Raw genomic sequence first — 17,852 nt, 5'->3', positions numbered from 1 at the left:
GCCGGCCGTGTCACCCCTACACGTGGGTGCACGATGTTCATATTCTTGGACACGCTAAGAAGGCGGGGTGTGGCGCGTCAAGTATTCCGCGACTTCCCGCGGAACGAAAGAATTCGCTGGTGTGTGGCGGGATGGAATGCTTGACCGGGGTCTCCGGGGAGTCTTAGCGTGGACATGTTCAAAGATGGGGACGTGAATCATAAATGTGGACCTGGGAGAGCTCGTGACGTCAGCCCCTCTCGCCGCCCGACTCGGTGTCCCCAGCGGGCCGCTGTTCTTCCCGGTCACCGCCTACGGACCGGACGGCTCCGTCGACCTCGACACCTACCGCCTCCATGTGCGGCGCGGGGTGGAGGCCGGGGCCGCCGCCGTGTTCGCCTGCTGCGGCACCGGTGAGTTCCACGCGCTGACGCCGGAGGAGTTCGAACTGTGCGTCACGGCCGCCGTGGAGGCCGCCGACGGGCGCGTCCCGGTCGTCGCGGGCGCCGGGTACGGCACCGCGCTCGCGGTCCGTTACGCCCGCCTCGCCGAACGCGCCGGGGCCGACGGACTGCTCGCGATGCCGCCGTACCTCGTCAAGGCCGCGCAGGAGGGACTGCTGCGGCACTACCGGCAACTGGCCGCGGCCACCTCCCTGCCGGTCGTCGTCTACCAGCGCGACAATGCCGTCCTCACCCCTGGGAGCGTCGTCGAACTGGCCCGCACCGAGGGGATCGTCGGCTTCAAGGACGGCCTCGGCGACCTCGACCTGATGCAGCGGATCGTCAGCGCCGTACGCTCCGAGGGCCCCGCCGACTTCCTGTACTTCAACGGGCTGCCGACCGCCGAACTGACCCAGCCCGCCTACGGCGGCATCGGCGTCACCCTCTACTCGTCCGCGGTGTTCTGCTTCGCGCCCGAGATCGCCCTCGCCTGCCACACCGCCTTCCGCACCGGCGACACGGACACCGCGCACCGCCTGATCGACGGCTTCTACCGGCCGTTCGTCGAACTGCGCGCCCAGGGCGCCGGCTACGCCGTCTCCCTGGTCAAGGCCGGCGTACGCCTGCGCGGCCTCGACGTGGGCGAGGTCCGGCCGCCGCTGCACGAACCGGCCGGGGATCATGTCAAACAGCTCGCTCGGCTGATCGAGCGGGGACACGCACTGCTGGAGGAGAGCCGGTGAAGGCGTCGGCGTTCGTCTACCCCTGGGACGTCAACGGGGACCCGGAGGCACCCGCGCGGATCGCCGCGCTCGGCACGGCGCAGGTGACGCTCGCCTCCGCCTATCACTCCACCCGTGCGCTGACCCCGCGCCACCCGCGCCACCGCGTCGTCACCGCCGAGCACGCGGCCGTGCTGTACCCGGCGGGCGACCACTGGTCCGGCCGCACCCCGCGCCCGTACCCGGCCGGCGACTGGGCTCCCGGGGACGCCTTCGGCGAGGCCGCCGCCGCGCTCGCGGACGCGGGCCTGGAGGTGCACACCTGGGTGGTGCTGGCGCACAACTCCCGCCTGGGCGCGGAGCATCCGGACACCTCGGTGGTCAACGCCTACGGCGACCGCTACCCCTGGGCGCCGTGTATCGCCCAGCCCGCCACCCGCGCGTACCTGACCGACCTGGCCGCCGAGGCGGCGGTACGTCCCGGGGCGCGCGGCACCGAGCTGGAGTCCCTCGGCTGGTACGGACTGGCCCATCTGCACGCCCACGACAAGATTGCCGGGGTCAGCCTCGGGGACGCCGGGCAGTACCTGATGTCCCTGTGCTTCTGCCCCTCCTGCCGGGAGGGTTACGGGGCGCACGGCCTGGACGCCGGCGAACTCGCCGCCGCCGTACGCGCCGCGCTGGAACCGGTGTGGCGGGGGGCGCCCTCCGACGGGGGCTGGGCGGGCGTCGAGAAGCTCCTCGGCGAGACACCGGCGAACGCCACGCGCGCGTGGCGCGACACGACGGCCCGCACGCTCCAGGAGGCCGCGGTCCGAGCCGTACGGGAGGCCGCGCCCGAGGACTTCCAGGTCCTCCTGCACGCGGACCCGGTCTCCTACCACTGCGGCGCCAACGCCGGCGTCGACCCGGCCCACGTCCTCTCCGTCGCCGACGGCGTGGTCGTGCCCTGCACCGGAGGCGCCGGGCTGCTGACACCGTTCGCGGGGGAGGCCCGCGCGGACACCGTCCTCGCCGCCAACCTCACCGTGGTCTCCGGCATGGGCGGCAGCCCCGGCACCCTGGCGGCGGACGCGACGGAGGCCCGCCGGCTGGGCGCGACGGAGCTGCGGCTGTATCACGCGGGGCTGGCGTCGGACGGGGACCTGGAGGCGGTGCGCTCGGCGCTCGCCGGCCTGTGAAACAGCATCGCCGACGTCACCGCCAGGACACCCCCGAGCACGGCCAGCGGCAGCCGGTGGTCGACGAGCTCGACCAGGGCCGCGCCCGCCGCCAGGCCGAGGACGTTCGGGGTGAACACCAGCGTGTCGGCGGTGGCGGTGACCCGGCCCAGCAGCGGTGGCGGGGTCTCGTGCTGCACGGCGGTCAGGGTGGCGATCAGCACGGCGGGCAGGCCCGCGCCGATCGCCGCGCTGCACACCCACGCCAGTGGGTCCTCCGGCACCGCGCGCAGCGCCACCGCGACCGCCAGTACGGCGATGCCGTACGCCGCGAGGCGCCGGGCGCCGAGGCGGCGCAGGGCCGGACCGGAGAGCAGGCCCACCGCCACCGACCCCGCGCCCTGGACGGCGTACAGCACACCGGCGTACGCGGGGGAGTGGCCGAGGGCGTCGACCACGGCGTGGAGCAGCGCCCCGCTCAGGCCCGCGCACAGCATCGTGGCGCCGCCCGCCAGCACCAGGGGGCGCAGTACCGGGTGCGCCCACAGGTGGCGGGCGCCCTCGGCCGTCCGCTTCCGGCGGTTGCCCGACGGGGGCGCCGTCCGGTCCTCCCGTACCCGCAGGAACGCGTACACGACCGCGGCGAGCAGGAAGGTGGCCGAGTCCAGTACGGCGACGCCCGCCCCGCCGTACGCCGCGTACAGGCCCGCGCCCGCCAGCGGGGCCAGCAGCTTCATGCCCTCGTCGGCGGTCATCCGCAGCCCGTTGAAGTCGCCGAGCAGGGAGCGGTCCACGGCGGTGGCGATCAGCGCCGACTCGGCCGCGTCGTGTACGACGCCCGCCGCGCCGTACACGAACAGCACCGCGTACAGCAGCCACAGCCCGCGCGGTGAGTCGACGGCGCAGAGGGTGAGCAGCAGCACCGCCATGAGCAGGCTCGCGGTGATCAGCAGCGGCCGGCGGCGGAACCGGTCGGCCAGGGTGCCCAGCAGCGGGCCGGCCAGGGTGGGTGCCCACATCGCCAGCAGGCACAGGGCCGCGAGACCGTCCGAGCCGGTGAGGTCCTTGACCCACACTCCGGAGGCCGGCCACAGCGCGGAGGTGCCGAACCCGGAGATCACCACCCCGGTGAGGTAGAGCCCGGCGTTGCGGTCCCGCACCACGCGGGTCACCGTCCATGTCGTCGTCATGCCTGCCCATCATGGACCTGAGGACCCTCCGTGGGGATCGGGCAGGTGCCTTGGATCCGGGACGGTCGGGCGATGAGTTTCGCGGCCGGGACAGGTCCACCTCCCAGGAGCACCGTCAGGAGGGCAGCGCGATGACCGACACCACCCTCGACCTCGGACCGCAGACCCGGATCGTGGCGCGTCTCGCCGAGGGCGTCACCGACGAGCAGCTGGCGGACGGGACGCCCTGTCCGCGGTACGCGGTACGGAACATGCTGGGCCACCTCCTCGGGCTGGCCGTCGCCTTCCGGGACGCCGGCCGCAAGAGCCCGGGGGCCACCACCGACACCGGCCCGGAGGCCGCCCTGCCGGACATCGGGCCCGGCTGGAGGGAGGAACTGCCCGAGGTGCTCGACGAGCTCGCCGGGGTCTGGCGGGACCCGGCGGCCTGGACCGGCATGACCCGCGCGGGCGGCCTGGACCTGCCGGGCGCCGTCACCGGTGCCGTCACCGCCGACGAGCTCGTGATCCACGGCTGGGACCTGGCCCGCGCGACCGGCCAGTCGTACGCGCCCGACCCCGCCCTGCTGCGGGCGTCGTACGACTTCCTCCTGGCCGCCGCCGCGGACTCCGACAGGGACGGCGGCGTCTTCGGCCCCGTCGTCCCCGTCCCGCCCGACGCCCCGCTCCTGGACCGGACGATCGGGCTGAGCGGCCGGGACCCGGGCTGGACGCGGCCCGCGTGAAGGGCGAGGACCGCGTTGAAGCAGGCGCGCGGGCCGAGGGCCGCGTAAAGCAGGCGCGCGGGCCGGGCAGCGCCTCATAGCCTCCCCGCATGACTCCCGATCTCACGCTCACCGTCCTCGGCACCGCCTCCCCGCACCCCGGCCCCGACCGCCCCAGCTCCGGGTACCTCCTGCGCGGCGGGGGCGCCGAGGTGTGGGTCGACGCGGGGTTCGGGACGTTCGCCGAGTTGCGGCGGCACACGGACCCGGCGCGCATCGACGCCGTGTGGATCTCCCATCTGCACGCCGACCACAGCGCCGATCTGCTCGCAGCCGTGTACGGCCTCGCGTACGGCGGACTCACCCCGCCCGCGCCGATCCCGGTCCACGCGCCGGCCGGCTGCGCACAGAGGCTCGCCGGGTTCTTCGGGCGCCCCGACGCCGGTTTCCTCAGCGGCGTATTCGACTTCCGGCCCCTGTTCGACGGGCAGACCGTCCGGTACGGCGGCCTGACCCTCACCTCCACCGCCGTCGTCCACGACGTCGAGGCCTACGGGCTGCGTGCCGAGTGCGCGGGGCGGGTCCTCGCCTACTCCGGGGACAGTGGGCCGTGCGACGCGCTCACCGGACTCGCCCGTGACGCCGACCTGTTCCTCTGCGAGGCGGACATCGACGAGCATCGCGAAAGCGAACAGGTCCACCTGACGCCCGAGGACGCCGGCGACACCGCCCGGCGGGCGGCCGTGCGCGCACTCCTCGTCACCCACGTCGGCCCCACGCTCACCCCCGAGGCCGCGACCGTCCGGGCCGCCTCCGCCTTCGGCGGACCCACCTCCACCGCCCGGGAGGGCCGTACGTACGCCATGTGAGGCAGCGGAAACTTTCTGTGTCAGAAGCATTGACGAAACATTGGGCCACTCCTACGGTCATCGCGTCGTACTCCGTACGTCATATATGAGACGCGATACGCGAGATCCGATACGCGAGATCCGACGCGACATCCGAGAGGCGCGCATGACCTCTGTGCCCACGCCGATCCCCTCCCGCACGCAGTACGTGCGGGAGGAGATCAAACGCCGCATCCTCACCGGCCGGTTCACACCGGGCCAGGCCCTGGTCGAGACCGACCTCGCCGCACAGTTCGGGGTGTCCAAGACCCCGGTGCGCGAGGCGCTCAAGACCCTGGCCGGCACCGGTCTGGTCGTGATGAGCCAGTACAAGGGCGTCACGGTGCGCATGGTCGACGCGGACATGGCACGCGAGGTCTACGACGTGCGGCTGCTCCTGGAACCCGAGGCACTCAGGCGCGCCGTGCGCCGCGGCGCCTCCCTGGACGCCGCACGTGACGCCCTGACCCGCGCCGACGAGGCCGATGACACCGCCGAACGGTCGCTCGCCAACCGCGAGTTCCACCGCGCCCTCTACCTGCCCTGCGGCAACCCGCTGCTCGGCCGGATGCTCGACGAGGTCCGCGACCAGGCCGCCCTCGTCTCGGCCGTCGCCTGGGCCGCCGACCCCTCCTGGGAACGGGAGGCGAGCGAACACCGCGAGATCCTGCGGCTCGCGCTCGACGGGGACGCGGACGGCGCGGCGCGCGCCCTGCACTCGCACATCGCGTCGTTCGTGCGACGGGCCTTCCCCGAGGTCGAAGCGGACCTCGAGGCGGCCCCGGAAGCCCAGAAAGAGGACGGTCAGGCATGACAACGACCTTCGAGACCCAGCGGGCGGCCCTGGCCGGCGTGGTGGCGATCCCGGTGACCCCGTTCGCCGAGGACGGCTCCGTCGATCCGGACACCTACCGGACCCTGCTGCGTCGTCTCCTCGACGGTGGCATCACGACCCTCACCCCCAACGGCAACACCGGCGAGTTCTACGCCCTCACCCCCGACGAGCGCCGGCTGGTCACCGAGCTGACCGTCGAGGAGGCCGGCGACCGCTCGGTGATCCTGGTCGGCGTGGGCCACGACGTGCCCACCGCCGTCGCCTCCGCGCGGCACGCCCGGGAGCTCGGCGCGCAGATGGTGATGGTGCACCAGCCCGTCCACCCCTACGTCTCGCAGAGCGGCTGGGTCGACTACCACCGCGCGATCGCCGAGGCCGTGCCCGAGCTCGGCGTCGTCCCCTACCTCCGCAACGCCCAGCTCACCGGCGCCCGGCTCGCCGAACTCGCCGACGCCTGCCCCAACGTGATCGGCGTGAAGTACGCCGTGCCGGACGCGGCGAAGTTCGCCGCCTTCGCCCGCGACGCGGGCCTGGAGCGGTTCGTGTGGGTGGCGGGACTGGCCGAGCCGTACGCCCCCTCCTACTTCTCGGCCGGCGCCACCGGCTTCACCTCGGGCCTGGTCAACGTCGCCCCGTCCGTCTCGCTGAACATGCTCGAGGCGCTGCGCTCCGGCGACTACCCGACCGCCATGAAGGTGTGGGAGCAGATCCGCCGCTTCGAGGAACTGCGCGCCGCCAACGGCTCCGCCAACAACGTCACCGTCGTCAAGGAGGCCCTCGCCTCCCTCGGCCTGTGCCGCCGCGAGGTCCGCCCGCCGAGCAGGCCGCTGCCGGAGAGCGAGCGCGCCGAGGTCGCCGCCATCGCCGCGGGGTGGTCGATATGAGCGCCAGGAAGTCCCCCGAGCAGCTCCGCAGCCACCAGTGGTACGGCACCGACGGCCTGCGCTCCTTCAGCCACCGCGCCCGCACCCGCCAGCTCGGCTACCTCCCCGAGGAGCACCTGGGCAAGCCGGTCATCGCGATCCTCAACACCTGGTCCGACATCAACCCCTGCCACGTCCACCTGCGCGACCGCGCGCAGGCCGTCAAGCGGGGCGTGTGGCAGGCGGGCGGCTTCCCCCTCGAGTTCCCGGTCTCCACCCTCAGCGAGACCTTCCAGAAGCCGACCCCCATGCTCTACCGCAACCTCCTCGCCATGGAGACCGAGGAGCTGCTGCGCTCCTACCCGGTCGACGGGGCCGTGCTGATGGGCGGCTGCGACAAGTCCACACCCGCCCTGCTGATGGGCGCCGCCAGCGCCGACCTGCCCACCGTGTTCGTGCCCGCCGGGCCCATGCTGCCCGGGCACTGGCGGGGCGAGACCCTCGGCTCCGGCACCGACATGTGGAAGTACTGGGACGACAAGCGCGCCGGCCTCATCGGCGACTGCGAGATGCAGGAACTGGAGAGCGGCCTGGCCCGCTCGCCCGGCCACTGCATGACCATGGGTACGGCGTCCACGCTGACCGCCGCCGCCGAGGCCCTCGGCGCCACGGTCCCGGGTGCGTCCAGCATCCCGGCCGTCGACTCCGGGCACGACCGGATGGCCGCCAGGGCGGGGATGACCATCGTCGACCTGGTCCACAAGGACCGGAGACTGAGCGACATCCTCACCGCGGACGCCTTCGAGGACGCGGTCACGACCGTCCTCGGACTCGGCGGCTCCACCAACGCCGTCATCCACCTGATCGCCATGGCCGGCCGCGCGGGCGTCAGGCTCACCCTCGACGACTTCGACCGCATCGCCCGCACCGTCCCGGTGCTGGCCAACGTGCGGCCCGGCGGACAGACGTACCTGATGGAGGACTTCCACTTCGCGGGCGGACTGCCCGGGTTCCTCTCCCGGATCCCGGACCTGCTCCACCTGGACCGTCCCACCGTCTGCCACGACACCCTGCGCGAACAGATCGCCGGCGCGCGGGTGCACGACGACGACGTCATCCGGCCCCGCGACAACCCGGTCGCGGACGAGGGCGGGGTCGCCGTACTGCGCGGCAACCTCTGCCCGGACGGCGCCGTCATCAAGCACATCGCCGCCGAACCGCACCTGCTGAAGCACACCGGCACCGCCGTCGTCTTCGACGACTACAAGCAGATGCAGCGCACCATCAACGACCCGGCGCTGAACATCACCGCCGACAGCGTGCTGGTGCTGCGTAACGCCGGGCCCAAGGGCGGCCCCGGCATGCCCGAGTACGGGATGCTGCCCCTGCCCGACCACCTGCTCAAGCAGGGCGTGCGGGACATGGTGCGGATTTCCGACGCCCGGATGAGCGGGACGAGTTACGGCACGTGCGTCCTGCACGTCGCCCCCGAGTCGTACGTCGGCGGACCGCTCGCCCTGGTGCGCACCGGGGACTCGATCACCCTCGACGTCGAGAACCGCGTCCTTCAGCTCAACGTCGACGACGAGGAGCTTCAGCGCCGCCGCGAGCGGTGGACGCCACCGCCCGTGCGCTACGAACGCGGCTACGGCGCGCTCTACAACGAGCAGATCACGCAGGCCGACACCGGCTGCGACTTCGAGTTCCTCGCCCGCCCAGGCACGGTCCAGGACCCGTACGCCGGCTGACCGGCCGCGGGTCCAGGCCCCCGCACATCTACGAAGAAAGCGCTTCCCCTCCCGTACACGCGCCACACAGCACGACGTACCGAGAAACGGAGAACAGTCATGGCCCATGCCGCAGCCGTGGCGAAACCGCCCAGGCCACCCCGGCGGCGCCGTGCCTCCGCCACGCCCCGCAGGCTCCCCTACCTGCTGATCGGGCCGGCCGCCCTGCTCATGCTGGGTTTCATCGCCTACCCGGTCATCAGCGTCTTCTACTACAGCCTGCAGAACTACAACCCCACCAAGCCCTGGCGGAACGGCTACGCGGGCTTCGACAACTTCACCCGCATCTTCACCGAGGACCCGCTGTTCTGGGACACCCTCGTCTTCAGCGCCAAGTGGGTCTTCGTCGAGGTCGGACTGCAGCTGCTGTTCGGCCTGGCCCTCGCCCTCATCGTCAACCAGACCTTCGTCGGCCGCGCACTGGGCCGCGCCATGGTCTTCTCGCCGTGGGCCGTCTCCGGCGTGCTGACCTCCGCGATCTGGGTGCTGCTCTACAACTCCCAGACCGGCATCACCCGTTACCTCGCGGACATGGGCATCGGCGACTACGGCGTCAGCTGGCTGTCGGACACCTCCACCGTCTTCCCGGCGGTGGTCATCGCCGACCTGTGGCGCGGCGTCCCCTTCTTCGCGATCCTCATCCTCGCCGACCTCCAGTCCGTCTCGAAGGACCTCTACGAGGCCGCCGAGGTCGACGGAGCGAGCCGCTTCAAGCAGTTCTGGCACATCACGCTGCCGCACCTGAAGGACGCCATCATCCTGTCCACGCTGCTGCGCGCGGTGTGGGAGTTCAACAACGTCGACCTGCTCTACACGCTGACCGGCGGCGGACCCGCGGGCGAGACCACGACACTGCCGCTGTACATCGCCAACACCTCGGTGGACGCCCACAACTTCGGCTACGCGTCGGCCCTGACCACGGTCGCGTTCCTCATCCTGCTCTTCTGCTCGATGGTCTACCTGCGGCTGAGCAAGTTCGGAGGCGAGAAGTGATCACCAAGGAGGCCACCGTGGCCGCCCCCGCCCCCGCCCGCACCGCCCCCGCGCCACCGCGGCCGGACAAGAAGCGCCGGGCCTGGGACGAGGCCCCCCGCTGGCAGATCTACCTGCCGCTGGGCATCTACCTCGTCTTCACCCTCATCCCCTTCTACTGGATCCTGCTCTTCGCGCTCCGCCCGGCCGGCTCCACCTCGCTGGTCCCCTGGCCGATGACGACCGTCCACTTCGAGAAGGTCTGGACGGACCGCAGCTTCGGCACCTTCTTCTACAACAGCGTGCTGGTCGGCGTCGCCACCCTGATCATGACGACGCTGGTCGCCCTGGCCGGCGGCTACGCCCTCGCCCGGTTCGACTTCAAGATCAAGCGGGGCTTCATGCTCGCCCTGCTCTGCTCCCAGTTCGTGCCCGGCGCGCTGCTCCTCGTCCCGCTGTTCGAGATCTTCGCCGAACTGCAGATGATCAACTCGCTCGGCAGCGTCATCATCGCCGAGACGGTCTTCCAGCTCCCCCTGTCGATCATCCTGATCAGCAACTTCATCAAGAACGTGCCGTACTCCCTGGAGGAGGCCGCCTGGGTCGACGGCTGCAACCGGTTCAAGGCCTTCCGGGTGGTCGTCCTGCCGCTGCTGCGGCCCGGTCTGATCGCCGTCGGCTCCTTCGCCTTCGTCCACTCCTGGAACCACTTCCTGTTCGCCCTGATGTTCCTCAACAACCAGGAGAAGCAGACCATCCCGGTCGGCCTCAACACCCTGATGAGCGCGGACAGCGTCGACCTCGGCGCGCTCGCCGCGGGCGGCATCATCGCGGCCGTCCCCGTCGTGATCGTCTTCGCCTTCATCCAGAAGTGGCTGATCACCGGGTTCAGCGCGGGGGCGGTGAAGGGATGACCGCGCCTCGGACCGCGCCCGGGACCGCCCCCGGCACCCCGCTGCCCGTCGTCCTCGCCGGCGCCCGCGGCCACGGCCGCTGGCACGTGGCGAACATCCGCCGCCTCGAAGCGGAGGGCATCGTACGGCTCGCCGGGATCTGCGAGCTCACCCCGCTCACCGAGGACGAGTTCGGCGGTGAACTCCCCGAGCAGTCCGCCGACTTCGGCGCGCTGCTGGAGTCCACCGGCGCCCGGATCGCGGTGATCTGCACCCCGATCCCGACCCACACCGACCTCGCCCTCACGGCGGCCGGGCGGGGCGTGCACATCCTGCTGGAGAAGCCGCCCGCGCCGTCGTACGCCGAGTACCGGCGGATGGCCGACGGGGTCGCCGCGGCCGGGGTCGCCTGCCAGATCGGCTTCCAGTCGCTGGGCTCGCACGCCGTGCCCGCCATCCGCGACCTGGTCGAGGGGGGCGCCGTCGGCCGGGTGACGGGGATCGGCGGAGCCGGCGCCTGGGTGCGGCCCGAGGAGTACTTCCGTCGGGCGCCCTGGGCGGGCCGGCGCCGGCTCAACGGCGTCGACGTCGTCGACGGCGCGCTCACCAACCCGCTCGCCCACGCCGTCGCCACCGCCCTCGCGCTCGCCGGCAGCACCCGCGCCGAGGACGTCGCCGGCATCGAGACCGAGCTGCTGCGCGCCAACGACATCGAGTCCGACGACACCTCCTGCGTACGGATCACCACCACGCGGGGCGGCTCGGTCACCGTCGCCGCGACCCTGTGCGCCGAGCGGGCCGACGAGCCGTACGTCGTGGTGCACGGCACCACCGGACGCATCACCTTCTGGTACAAGCAGGACCGCGTCCTGCTCCAGCGCGCCGGCCAGGGCCCCGAGGAGACGCGGTTCGACCGCACCGACCTGCTGGAGAACCTCGTCGCCCACCTCACCGACGGCACCCCCCTGCTGGTCACCCCGGACGAGACCGGCGCCTTCATGCAGGTCGTCGAGGCGATCCGGGAGGCCCCCGACCCGGCCCCGCTGCCCGACGGGGCCTGGCACCGCGTCCCCGGCGAGAACCGCCGGGTCGTGCCCGGCGTCGACGGCCTCGTCGCGGCCGCCGCCGACACCCTGTCCCTCTACTCCGAGCTGGGCGCCCCCTGGGCCCTGCCCGCCCACCACCTGCCGAAAGAGGTGAGCACCCGATGACCGGCAACGACTCCGTGGTGCTGTGCGTCGCGGGCCGGCCCGTCGGCCGGTACGTCACCCGGCCCGAACTGCCGGCCCGGCTCTCCCCGCGGCCGTACCTGCACCCCGTCACCACCCTGGCCGGCACGGCGGTCACCGAGCTGAGCCCCGCCGACCACACCCACCACCTCGGCGTCGGTGTCGCCGTTCCCGACGTCGAGGGCTTCAACTTCTGGGGCGGACGCACCTACGTCCGCGACCAGGGGCCGACCGAGCTGGACAACCACGGCTCCCAGCGGCACACCGCCTACCAGCTGCGCGACCCCGACGGGTTCGTCGAGGAGCTGCGCTGGACGGCCGCGCCGGGCGAGCTGCTGCGCGAGCGCCGCACGGTCGCCGCCACCGAACTCACCGACTCCGCCTGGGCGCTGGACTTCACCTTCTCCCTCACCAACGTCACCAGTGCGCCGCTCTCCGTCGGCAGCCCCGCCACCAACGGCCGTCCCGGAGCCGCGTACGGCGGCTTCTTCTGGCGGGCCCGCAAGGAGGAGACGGCACCGGACGTCTTCACCGCCTCGGCCGAGGGGGAGGGCGAGGCGCACGGCCGGCCGGCCGACTGGGTCGCGCTCGCCGGATCCACCTGGACGCTCGTCTTCGCGGGGGCCACCGAACAGACCCGGCGGGACCCCTGGTTCGTGCGCACCGCCGAGTACCCGGGCGTCGGCTCCTCCCTCGCCCACACCGACCGGCTGCCGCTGCCGCCCGGCGAGACCGTGGTCCGCCGGATCGTCACCGTCGTCGCCGACGGCCGCCTCGACCGCGGCGCGGCCGCGGCCCTGGTCCGCAAGGCGGTGAACCCGTGACCGCCGAGCAGACCGACCTCACCTACCGCAACCCGGTCCTGAACGCCGACTGGTCCGACCCGGACGTGATCCGCGTCGGCGACGACTTCTACCTGACCGCCTCCAGCTTCGGCCGCGCCCCCGGACTGCCCCTGCTGCACTCCCGCGACCTGGTCAACTGGACCCTCGTCGGCCACGCCCTCGAACGCCTGGAACCCGAAGCGGAGTTCACGACCCCCCGGCACGACTGCGGGGTCTGGGCCCCCTCCCTGCGCCACCACGACGACCGGTTCTGGATCTTCTGGGGCGACCCCGACCAGGGCGTCTTCCAGGTCAACGCCCCCGAGATCCGCGGCCCGTGGACCCGCCCGCACCTGGTCAAGGCCGGCAAGGGCCTGATCGACCCGTGCCCCCTGTGGGACGACGAGACCGGCGAGGCCTACCTCGTGCACGCCTGGGCCAAGTCCCGCTCCGGCGTCAAGAACCGCCTCACCGGCCACCGGATGCACCCCCACGGCACCGAACTCCTCGACGAGGGCACGGTGATCGTCGACGGCGACCGCATCCCCGGCTGGTTCACCCTGGAAGGCCCCAAGCTCTACAAGCACGACGGCTGGTTCTGGATCCTCGCCCCCGCCGGGGGAGTGGAGACCGGCTGGCAGGGAGCCTTCCGCTCCCGTACGTTCTTCGGCCCGTACGAGGAGAAGGTCGTCCTCGAACAGAAGGACACCGACGTCAACGGCCCCCACCAGGGCGGCTGGGTGCGCACCCCGTCCGGCGAGGACTGGTTCCTGCACTTCCAGCAGCGCGGCCCGTACGGCCGTGTCGTGCACCTCCAGCCGATGGGCTGGAGTCGTGGGGGCACCTCCCGCTCGAGCGAAGCCGAGAGTGGGGGAGGCTGGCCGGTGCTCGGGGAGGACGGCGCCCCCGTCGCCGTGCACCGCCGCCCGGACCTGCCGCCGCAGCCGCCCGCCGCGCCGGCCACCGACGACGACTTCCCCGGCGGACGGTTCGGCCGCCAGTGGACGTGGACCGCCAACCCGAAGGAGGGCTGGGCCACCCAGCACTCCGCCGACGGGCTGCGGCTGACCTGCGTCCGCTCCGCCGACGCGCACGACCTGCGCCGGCTGCCCCACGTCCTGACCCAGCGGCTGCCCGGCGACCCGTGCTCCGTCGAGGTGGAGCTGCGGCTCGACGGCGAGGAACCCGGGGCACGTGCCGGGCTCGCGGTCCTCGGGGACGCCTACCGCTGGATCGGGCTCCAGCGCGGCGCGGACGGCACGGTGCACGTGGTGCACCGGTTCGCCGAGACGGTCGCCGAGCAGGAACGCGACGCCGACCATCCGCGGCCCGCTCCCGACGGCCGGGCCCTGTTGCGCGTCGACATCGACGCCGGGGCGCGCTGCCGCTTCTCCTACGACACCGGGGACGGCTTCCGCCCCTCCGGCCAGGTCTTCGCCGCCACCCCCTGGCGCTGGGTCGGAGCCCTGCTCGGCCTGGTCGCCGTGGCACCCACCGGCCAGGGACACGCCGGTACCGCCACCTTCACCCGCTTCAGGATCGGCGCCCCGGCGCACGGCTGAACACCGCCGGACGGTCCTGACAGACCCCCCCACAACTTCACAGTCCGTTGGATCCAGAAGAAGAGAGCCGACCAATGAAGATCAGCATTCTCAGAAACAGCACAGGCGGACGCCGCGCGTCGGTCGCCGTCGCCCTGGGGGCCGTGCTCGCCCTGACCGCCACCGCCTGCGGCGACGACGGCAGCGGCGCCGGCGGCGACGAGGGCGCCGAGGGCAGCGGCAAGGGCAAGATCGTCTTCTGGGACAACAACGGCGGTGTCCGCACCGAGATCTGGAAGGAGGTCATCGCCGACTTCGAGAAGGCGAACCCGGACATCGACGTCCAGTACGTCGGCATCGCCTCCACCGAGTACCAGTCCAAGGTCGACACCGCCATCCAGGGCGGCGGCCTGCCGGACGTCGGCGGCATCAGCGCCTCGATGCTCGCGGGCTTCGCCGCCCAGGGAGCCCTCGAGACGCTGGACTTCCGCCTGGCCAAGTCGCCGCTGAACGGCAAGCTCAACGAGGACATGATCGAGTCGATGCGGGCCGCCGGCGGCGGTGACGACAAGCTGTACTCGATCCCGACCTCGGCGAACAACGGCGTCCTGTACTACCGCACCGACCTGTTCGAGAAGGCGGGCCTGGAGGAGCCGACCACCTGGGACCGGTTCTACGAGGCCGCCGAGAAGCTGACGGACAAGGGCAAGAACGAGTTCGGCTACACCATCCGCGGCGGCGCCGGCTCCATTGCCCAGGCCCTGGACGCGATGTACGGGCAGTCCGGCATCACCTCGTTCTGGGACGCCTCCGGCAAGAAGACCACGGTCAACGACCCGAAGAACGTCGAGGCCCTGGAGAAGTACGCGGCCCTGTTCAAGAAGGTCACCCCCGCGGCCGACCTGAACAACGACTTCACCAAGATGGTCGCGCAGTGGGACTCCGGCACCATCGGCATGCTGAACCACAACCTCGGTTCGTACCAGGACCACGTCAAGGCGCTCACCGCCGAGAAGTTCCGGGGCATCCCGCAGCCGATCGGCCCCGGCGGCAAGCGGGTCCAGGTCTCCAACCCGGTCGACGGCGTCGGCATGTTCAAGAGCTCCAAGAACAAGGAGGCCGCCTGGAAGTTCATCGAGTTCGCCACGTCGGCGCAGTCGAGCTCGAAGTTCAACGAGTCGGCCGGTCAGGTGCCGGCGCACACGGACGCGGCCAAGGACGAGTGGATCAGCAAGGCGGAGCCCACGAAGCTGGCGGCCGAGGCGTTGAGCGACGGTTCCACCACCATCGTCCAGCTGCCGTACTACCTGCCGGACTGGAACACCATCTCCAAGGCGGACAACGAGCCGAACTTCCAGAAGGTCCTGCTCGGGGACATGAGCGCGAAGGACTTCCTGGACACGATGGCCGAGCAGCTCAACGAGGCGCAGGCCGAGTGGCAGGAGCAGCGGGGCTGACGCCAGGTGCTTCTCGCCGTGGGACGGCCCGGTCCGCTTCGGGCCGCGAGCCGTCCCCGGCCGGACGCGGCCCGAAGCGAACCGGGCCGCGTCCCAGGTGAGTTCGTCAGTCCCCCAGCCGAAAGGGTCACCGGCGTGTCGCTCAGCCGCAGACAGGTCACCTCCGCCGCCGTCGCCTCCGTTCCCCTGGCGTTCGCCGCGACCGGCACCGCCCGTGCCGGCGGACACCGTCACCGCACCCTCTACATCGCCGGTGACTCCACCGCCGCCCAGAAGTACGCCGACGCCGCGCCCGAGACCGGGTGGGGCATGGCGCTGCCGTTCCTGCTGCACCGGCGTCTCACCGTCGCCAACCACGCCGTGAACGGGCGGAGTTCCAAGAGCTTCGCCGACGAGGGGCGGCTCGAGGCGATCCTCTCCTCGATCCGGCCCGGTGACCTCCTCCTCGTCCAGTTCGCGCACAACGACGAGAAGTCCGCCGACCCCACCCGCTACACCGAGCCCTGGTCGACGTACCAGGAGTACCTGCGGAGGTACGTGGAGGGGGCGCGGGCCCGCGGGGCGCGGCCCGTGCTGGCCACCGCCGTGGAGCGGCGGCGGTTCGACGCGGACGGGCGTGCCGTGCCGAGCCACGGGGAGTACCCGGCGGCGATGCGGGCGCTGGCCGCCGAGGAGCGGGTCGCGCTGCTCGACGTCCAGGCCCTGTCGCTGGCGCTGTGGCAGGAGCTCGGTGCCGAGGAGACCAAGAAGCACTTCAACTGGACGGCGACCGAGCAGGACAACACGCACTTCAACCCGCCGGGCGCGATCGCCGTGGCGCGGCTGGTCGCCCGGGAGCTGCTGCGCACCCGGGTGCTCGCGCCGCACGACGTGCGCCGGCTGGACGCGGAGATCCCCCAGGAGTGGATCACCTGGCCGGAGGCCGTCGCGTAACACCCCCTGGACCACGAGAAGGAGAGCCGCACCATGAGCACATCTGGATGGCATGGGCATGCCACGCTGAGAGTCGCGTCGCTGGCCGGCTGCACCGCCCTCGTGCTGGCCCTGACCGGCACCGGCGCCCAGGCCCACTCCCCGTCGCACCACCACCGCGACCCCGCCCGGCAGACCCTGGGCGCGGGCGACGGCTGGGCCTCCCACGGCACCGGCACCACCGGGGGCGCCGGCGCCGACCGCGCCCACGTCCACACCGTGCGCACCTGGGCCGAGTTCAAGGCGGCCCTGGCGGACGGCGGGGACGCCCCGAGGATCATCAAGGTGAAGGGGACCATCGACGCGGTCTCCGAGGGCTGCGAGGCGTTCGCCGCGCCCGGCTACGACTTCGACGCCTACCTGGAGGCGTACGCGCCGGAGACCTGGGGCCTGGAGCAGGACCTGAGCGCCGAGCCCGACGACAGCCCGGAGGGCCTGCGCCGGGCCTCCGCCGCCGCCCAGGACACGGCGATCAAGGTGAACGTCCCCTCCGACACCACGATCATCGGGGTCGGCCGGAACGCCGGCATCAAGGGCGCCAGCCTCCAGATCAAGGACGTGGACAACGTCATCGTCCGCAACCTCACCCTCGAGAGCCCGGTCGACTGCTTCCCCCAGTGGGACCCGACCGACGGCGACCGGGGCAACTGGAACTCCGAGTACGACACCGCCGTCGTCCACGGCTCCACCCACGTCTGGCTGGACCACAACACCTTCACCGACGGCGAGCACCCCGACAGCGAGGCCCCCACCTACTTCGGCATGCTGTACCAGCAGCACGACGGCGAGCTGGACATCGTCAAGGGCGCCAACTACGTCACCGCCTCCTGGAACGTCTTCACCGAGCACGACAAGACGATCCTCATCGGCAACAGCGACAGCGAGTCCACCGCCGCCGGCGACCGGGGCAAGCTGAAGGCGACCTTCCACCACAACCTGTTCTCCGGCCTGGTCGAACGCGCGCCCCGCGTCCGCTTCGGCCAGGTCGACGTCTACAACAACCACTTCGTGGCCACCGAGGGCTACTCCTACAGCTTCGGCATCGGCAAGGAGTCCCAGCTCGTCGCCGAGCACAACGCCTTCACCCTGGCGAAGGGCATCAGCCCGGCGAAGATCCTCAAGAAGTGGAGCGAGGCACCGCTCACCGCCGCCCACAACGTGGTCAACGGCAAGCGCACGGACCTGATCGCCGTGCACAACGCGGAGATCCCGGCCGAGACGCTCCAGTCCGGCGCCGGCTGGACGCCCACCCTGCGCACCGCCGTCCACCCGGCCCGCGCCGTCCCGTTCCTGGTCGGGCACGGAGCGGGCGCCGGCCGCCTCCGCTGACACCTCCCTCCCGGCAGCCGGGCCGGTGCGGCCCGCCCCCACTGCGGCCCGCACCGGCCCGGCCC

The 17,852-nt window shown here is 72.2% G+C and carries 16 protein-coding genes; 15 read left to right on the top strand and 1 reads right to left on the bottom strand.

The features are described 5' to 3' along the window. Positions 1-223 precede the first annotated feature (223 nt). Both ACH5AO_RS28330 and ACH5AO_RS28325 read left to right on the top strand, forming a co-directional pair. On the top strand, positions 224-1,165 hold the full coding sequence (locus ACH5AO_RS28330; RefSeq protein ID WP_398929475.1) for a 5-dehydro-4-deoxyglucarate dehydratase: 942 nt from the start codon (positions 224-226) through the stop codon (positions 1,163-1,165). After that, a complete protein-coding gene (locus ACH5AO_RS28325) occupies positions 1,162-2,325 on the top strand; it encodes a hypothetical protein (protein WP_398929473.1) in 1,164 nt (387 codons plus the stop codon). The genes ACH5AO_RS28330 and ACH5AO_RS28325 overlap by 4 nt, the downstream gene beginning before the upstream one ends. On the opposite strand, the gene ACH5AO_RS28320 is transcribed toward ACH5AO_RS28325, so the two are convergent. Further along, the gene (locus ACH5AO_RS28320) at positions 2,262-3,494 is read right to left on the bottom strand and encodes an MFS transporter (protein ID WP_398929471.1); all 1,233 of its coding nucleotides are present in this window, start codon (positions 3,492-3,494) and stop codon (positions 2,262-2,264) included. The two genes, ACH5AO_RS28325 and ACH5AO_RS28320, sit on opposite strands and share 64 nt — an antisense overlap. 131 nt (positions 3,495-3,625) lie before the next feature. Here ACH5AO_RS28320 and ACH5AO_RS28315 point away from each other — a divergent pair, with 131 nt between their 5' ends. The 13 genes from ACH5AO_RS28315 to ACH5AO_RS28255 all read left to right on the top strand — a co-directional run bounded on the left by ACH5AO_RS28315 (position 3,626) and on the right by ACH5AO_RS28255 (position 17,787). Beyond that, positions 3,626-4,219 carry a TIGR03086 family metal-binding protein gene (locus ACH5AO_RS28315; protein ID WP_398929469.1) on the top strand — a complete coding sequence of 198 codons (594 nt, stop codon included), beginning with the start codon at positions 3,626-3,628 and terminating at the stop codon, positions 4,217-4,219. 89 nt (positions 4,220-4,308) lie between these two features. Beyond that, the gene (locus ACH5AO_RS28310) at positions 4,309-5,067 is read left to right on the top strand and encodes an MBL fold metallo-hydrolase (protein WP_398929467.1); all 759 of its coding nucleotides are present in this window, start codon (positions 4,309-4,311) and stop codon (positions 5,065-5,067) included. A gap of 145 nt (positions 5,068-5,212) precedes the next feature. Further along, positions 5,213-5,899 carry a GntR family transcriptional regulator gene (locus tag ACH5AO_RS28305; protein ID WP_398929465.1) on the top strand — a complete coding sequence of 229 codons (687 nt, stop codon included), beginning with the start codon at positions 5,213-5,215 and terminating at the stop codon, positions 5,897-5,899. Continuing rightward, positions 5,896-6,804, top strand: coding sequence for a dihydrodipicolinate synthase family protein (locus tag ACH5AO_RS28300; RefSeq protein WP_030858603.1), 909 nt, complete (start codon positions 5,896-5,898; stop codon positions 6,802-6,804). Before ACH5AO_RS28305 ends, ACH5AO_RS28300 begins: the two co-directional genes overlap by 4 nt. Next, complete coding sequence (araD, locus tag ACH5AO_RS28295; RefSeq protein WP_398929463.1) at positions 6,801-8,531, top strand: L-arabinonate dehydratase; 1,731 nt, start codon at positions 6,801-6,803, stop codon at positions 8,529-8,531. The genes ACH5AO_RS28300 and araD overlap by 4 nt, the downstream gene beginning before the upstream one ends. Positions 8,532-8,630: 99 nt before the next feature. Then, the gene (locus tag ACH5AO_RS28290) at positions 8,631-9,563 is read left to right on the top strand and encodes a carbohydrate ABC transporter permease (protein WP_398929461.1); all 933 of its coding nucleotides are present in this window, start codon (positions 8,631-8,633) and stop codon (positions 9,561-9,563) included. Beyond that, positions 9,560-10,456 (top strand): carbohydrate ABC transporter permease, encoded by an 897-nt coding sequence (locus ACH5AO_RS28285; protein WP_398929459.1) that lies wholly within the window; start codon positions 9,560-9,562, stop codon positions 10,454-10,456. Before ACH5AO_RS28290 ends, ACH5AO_RS28285 begins: the two co-directional genes overlap by 4 nt. Next, positions 10,453-11,646, top strand: a complete 1,194-nt coding sequence (locus ACH5AO_RS28280) for a Gfo/Idh/MocA family protein (protein WP_398929457.1) — start codon at positions 10,453-10,455, stop codon at positions 11,644-11,646. The genes ACH5AO_RS28285 and ACH5AO_RS28280 overlap by 4 nt, the downstream gene beginning before the upstream one ends. Further along, positions 11,643-12,488, top strand: a complete 846-nt coding sequence (locus ACH5AO_RS28275) for a PmoA family protein (protein ID WP_398929455.1) — start codon at positions 11,643-11,645, stop codon at positions 12,486-12,488. The genes ACH5AO_RS28280 and ACH5AO_RS28275 overlap by 4 nt, the downstream gene beginning before the upstream one ends. Then, positions 12,485-14,050, top strand: coding sequence for a family 43 glycosylhydrolase (locus ACH5AO_RS28270; RefSeq protein WP_398929453.1), 1,566 nt, complete (start codon positions 12,485-12,487; stop codon positions 14,048-14,050). The genes ACH5AO_RS28275 and ACH5AO_RS28270 overlap by 4 nt, the downstream gene beginning before the upstream one ends. Positions 14,051-14,124: 74 nt before the next feature. Further along, positions 14,125-15,486, top strand: a complete 1,362-nt coding sequence (locus tag ACH5AO_RS28265) for an ABC transporter substrate-binding protein (RefSeq protein ID WP_398929451.1) — start codon at positions 14,125-14,127, stop codon at positions 15,484-15,486. Between the two features lie 135 nt (positions 15,487-15,621). Beyond that, positions 15,622-16,419: a rhamnogalacturonan acetylesterase gene (locus ACH5AO_RS28260; protein ID WP_398929449.1), complete on the top strand. Its 798-nt coding sequence runs from the start codon at positions 15,622-15,624 to the stop codon at positions 16,417-16,419. 33 nt (positions 16,420-16,452) lie between these two features. After that, positions 16,453-17,787: a polysaccharide lyase family 1 protein gene (locus tag ACH5AO_RS28255; protein ID WP_398929447.1), complete on the top strand. Its 1,335-nt coding sequence runs from the start codon at positions 16,453-16,455 to the stop codon at positions 17,785-17,787. The last annotated feature ends 65 nt before the right edge of the window (positions 17,788-17,852 follow it).

Origin of the sequence: Streptomyces sp. NPDC018964 (assembly GCF_044390325.1) — a bacterium.
Taxonomy (GTDB): Bacteria; Actinomycetota; Actinomycetes; order Streptomycetales; family Streptomycetaceae; genus Streptomyces.
The sequence above is the reverse complement of the archived record's forward strand: the minus strand, read 5'-3'. Positions and strand labels throughout refer to the sequence as shown.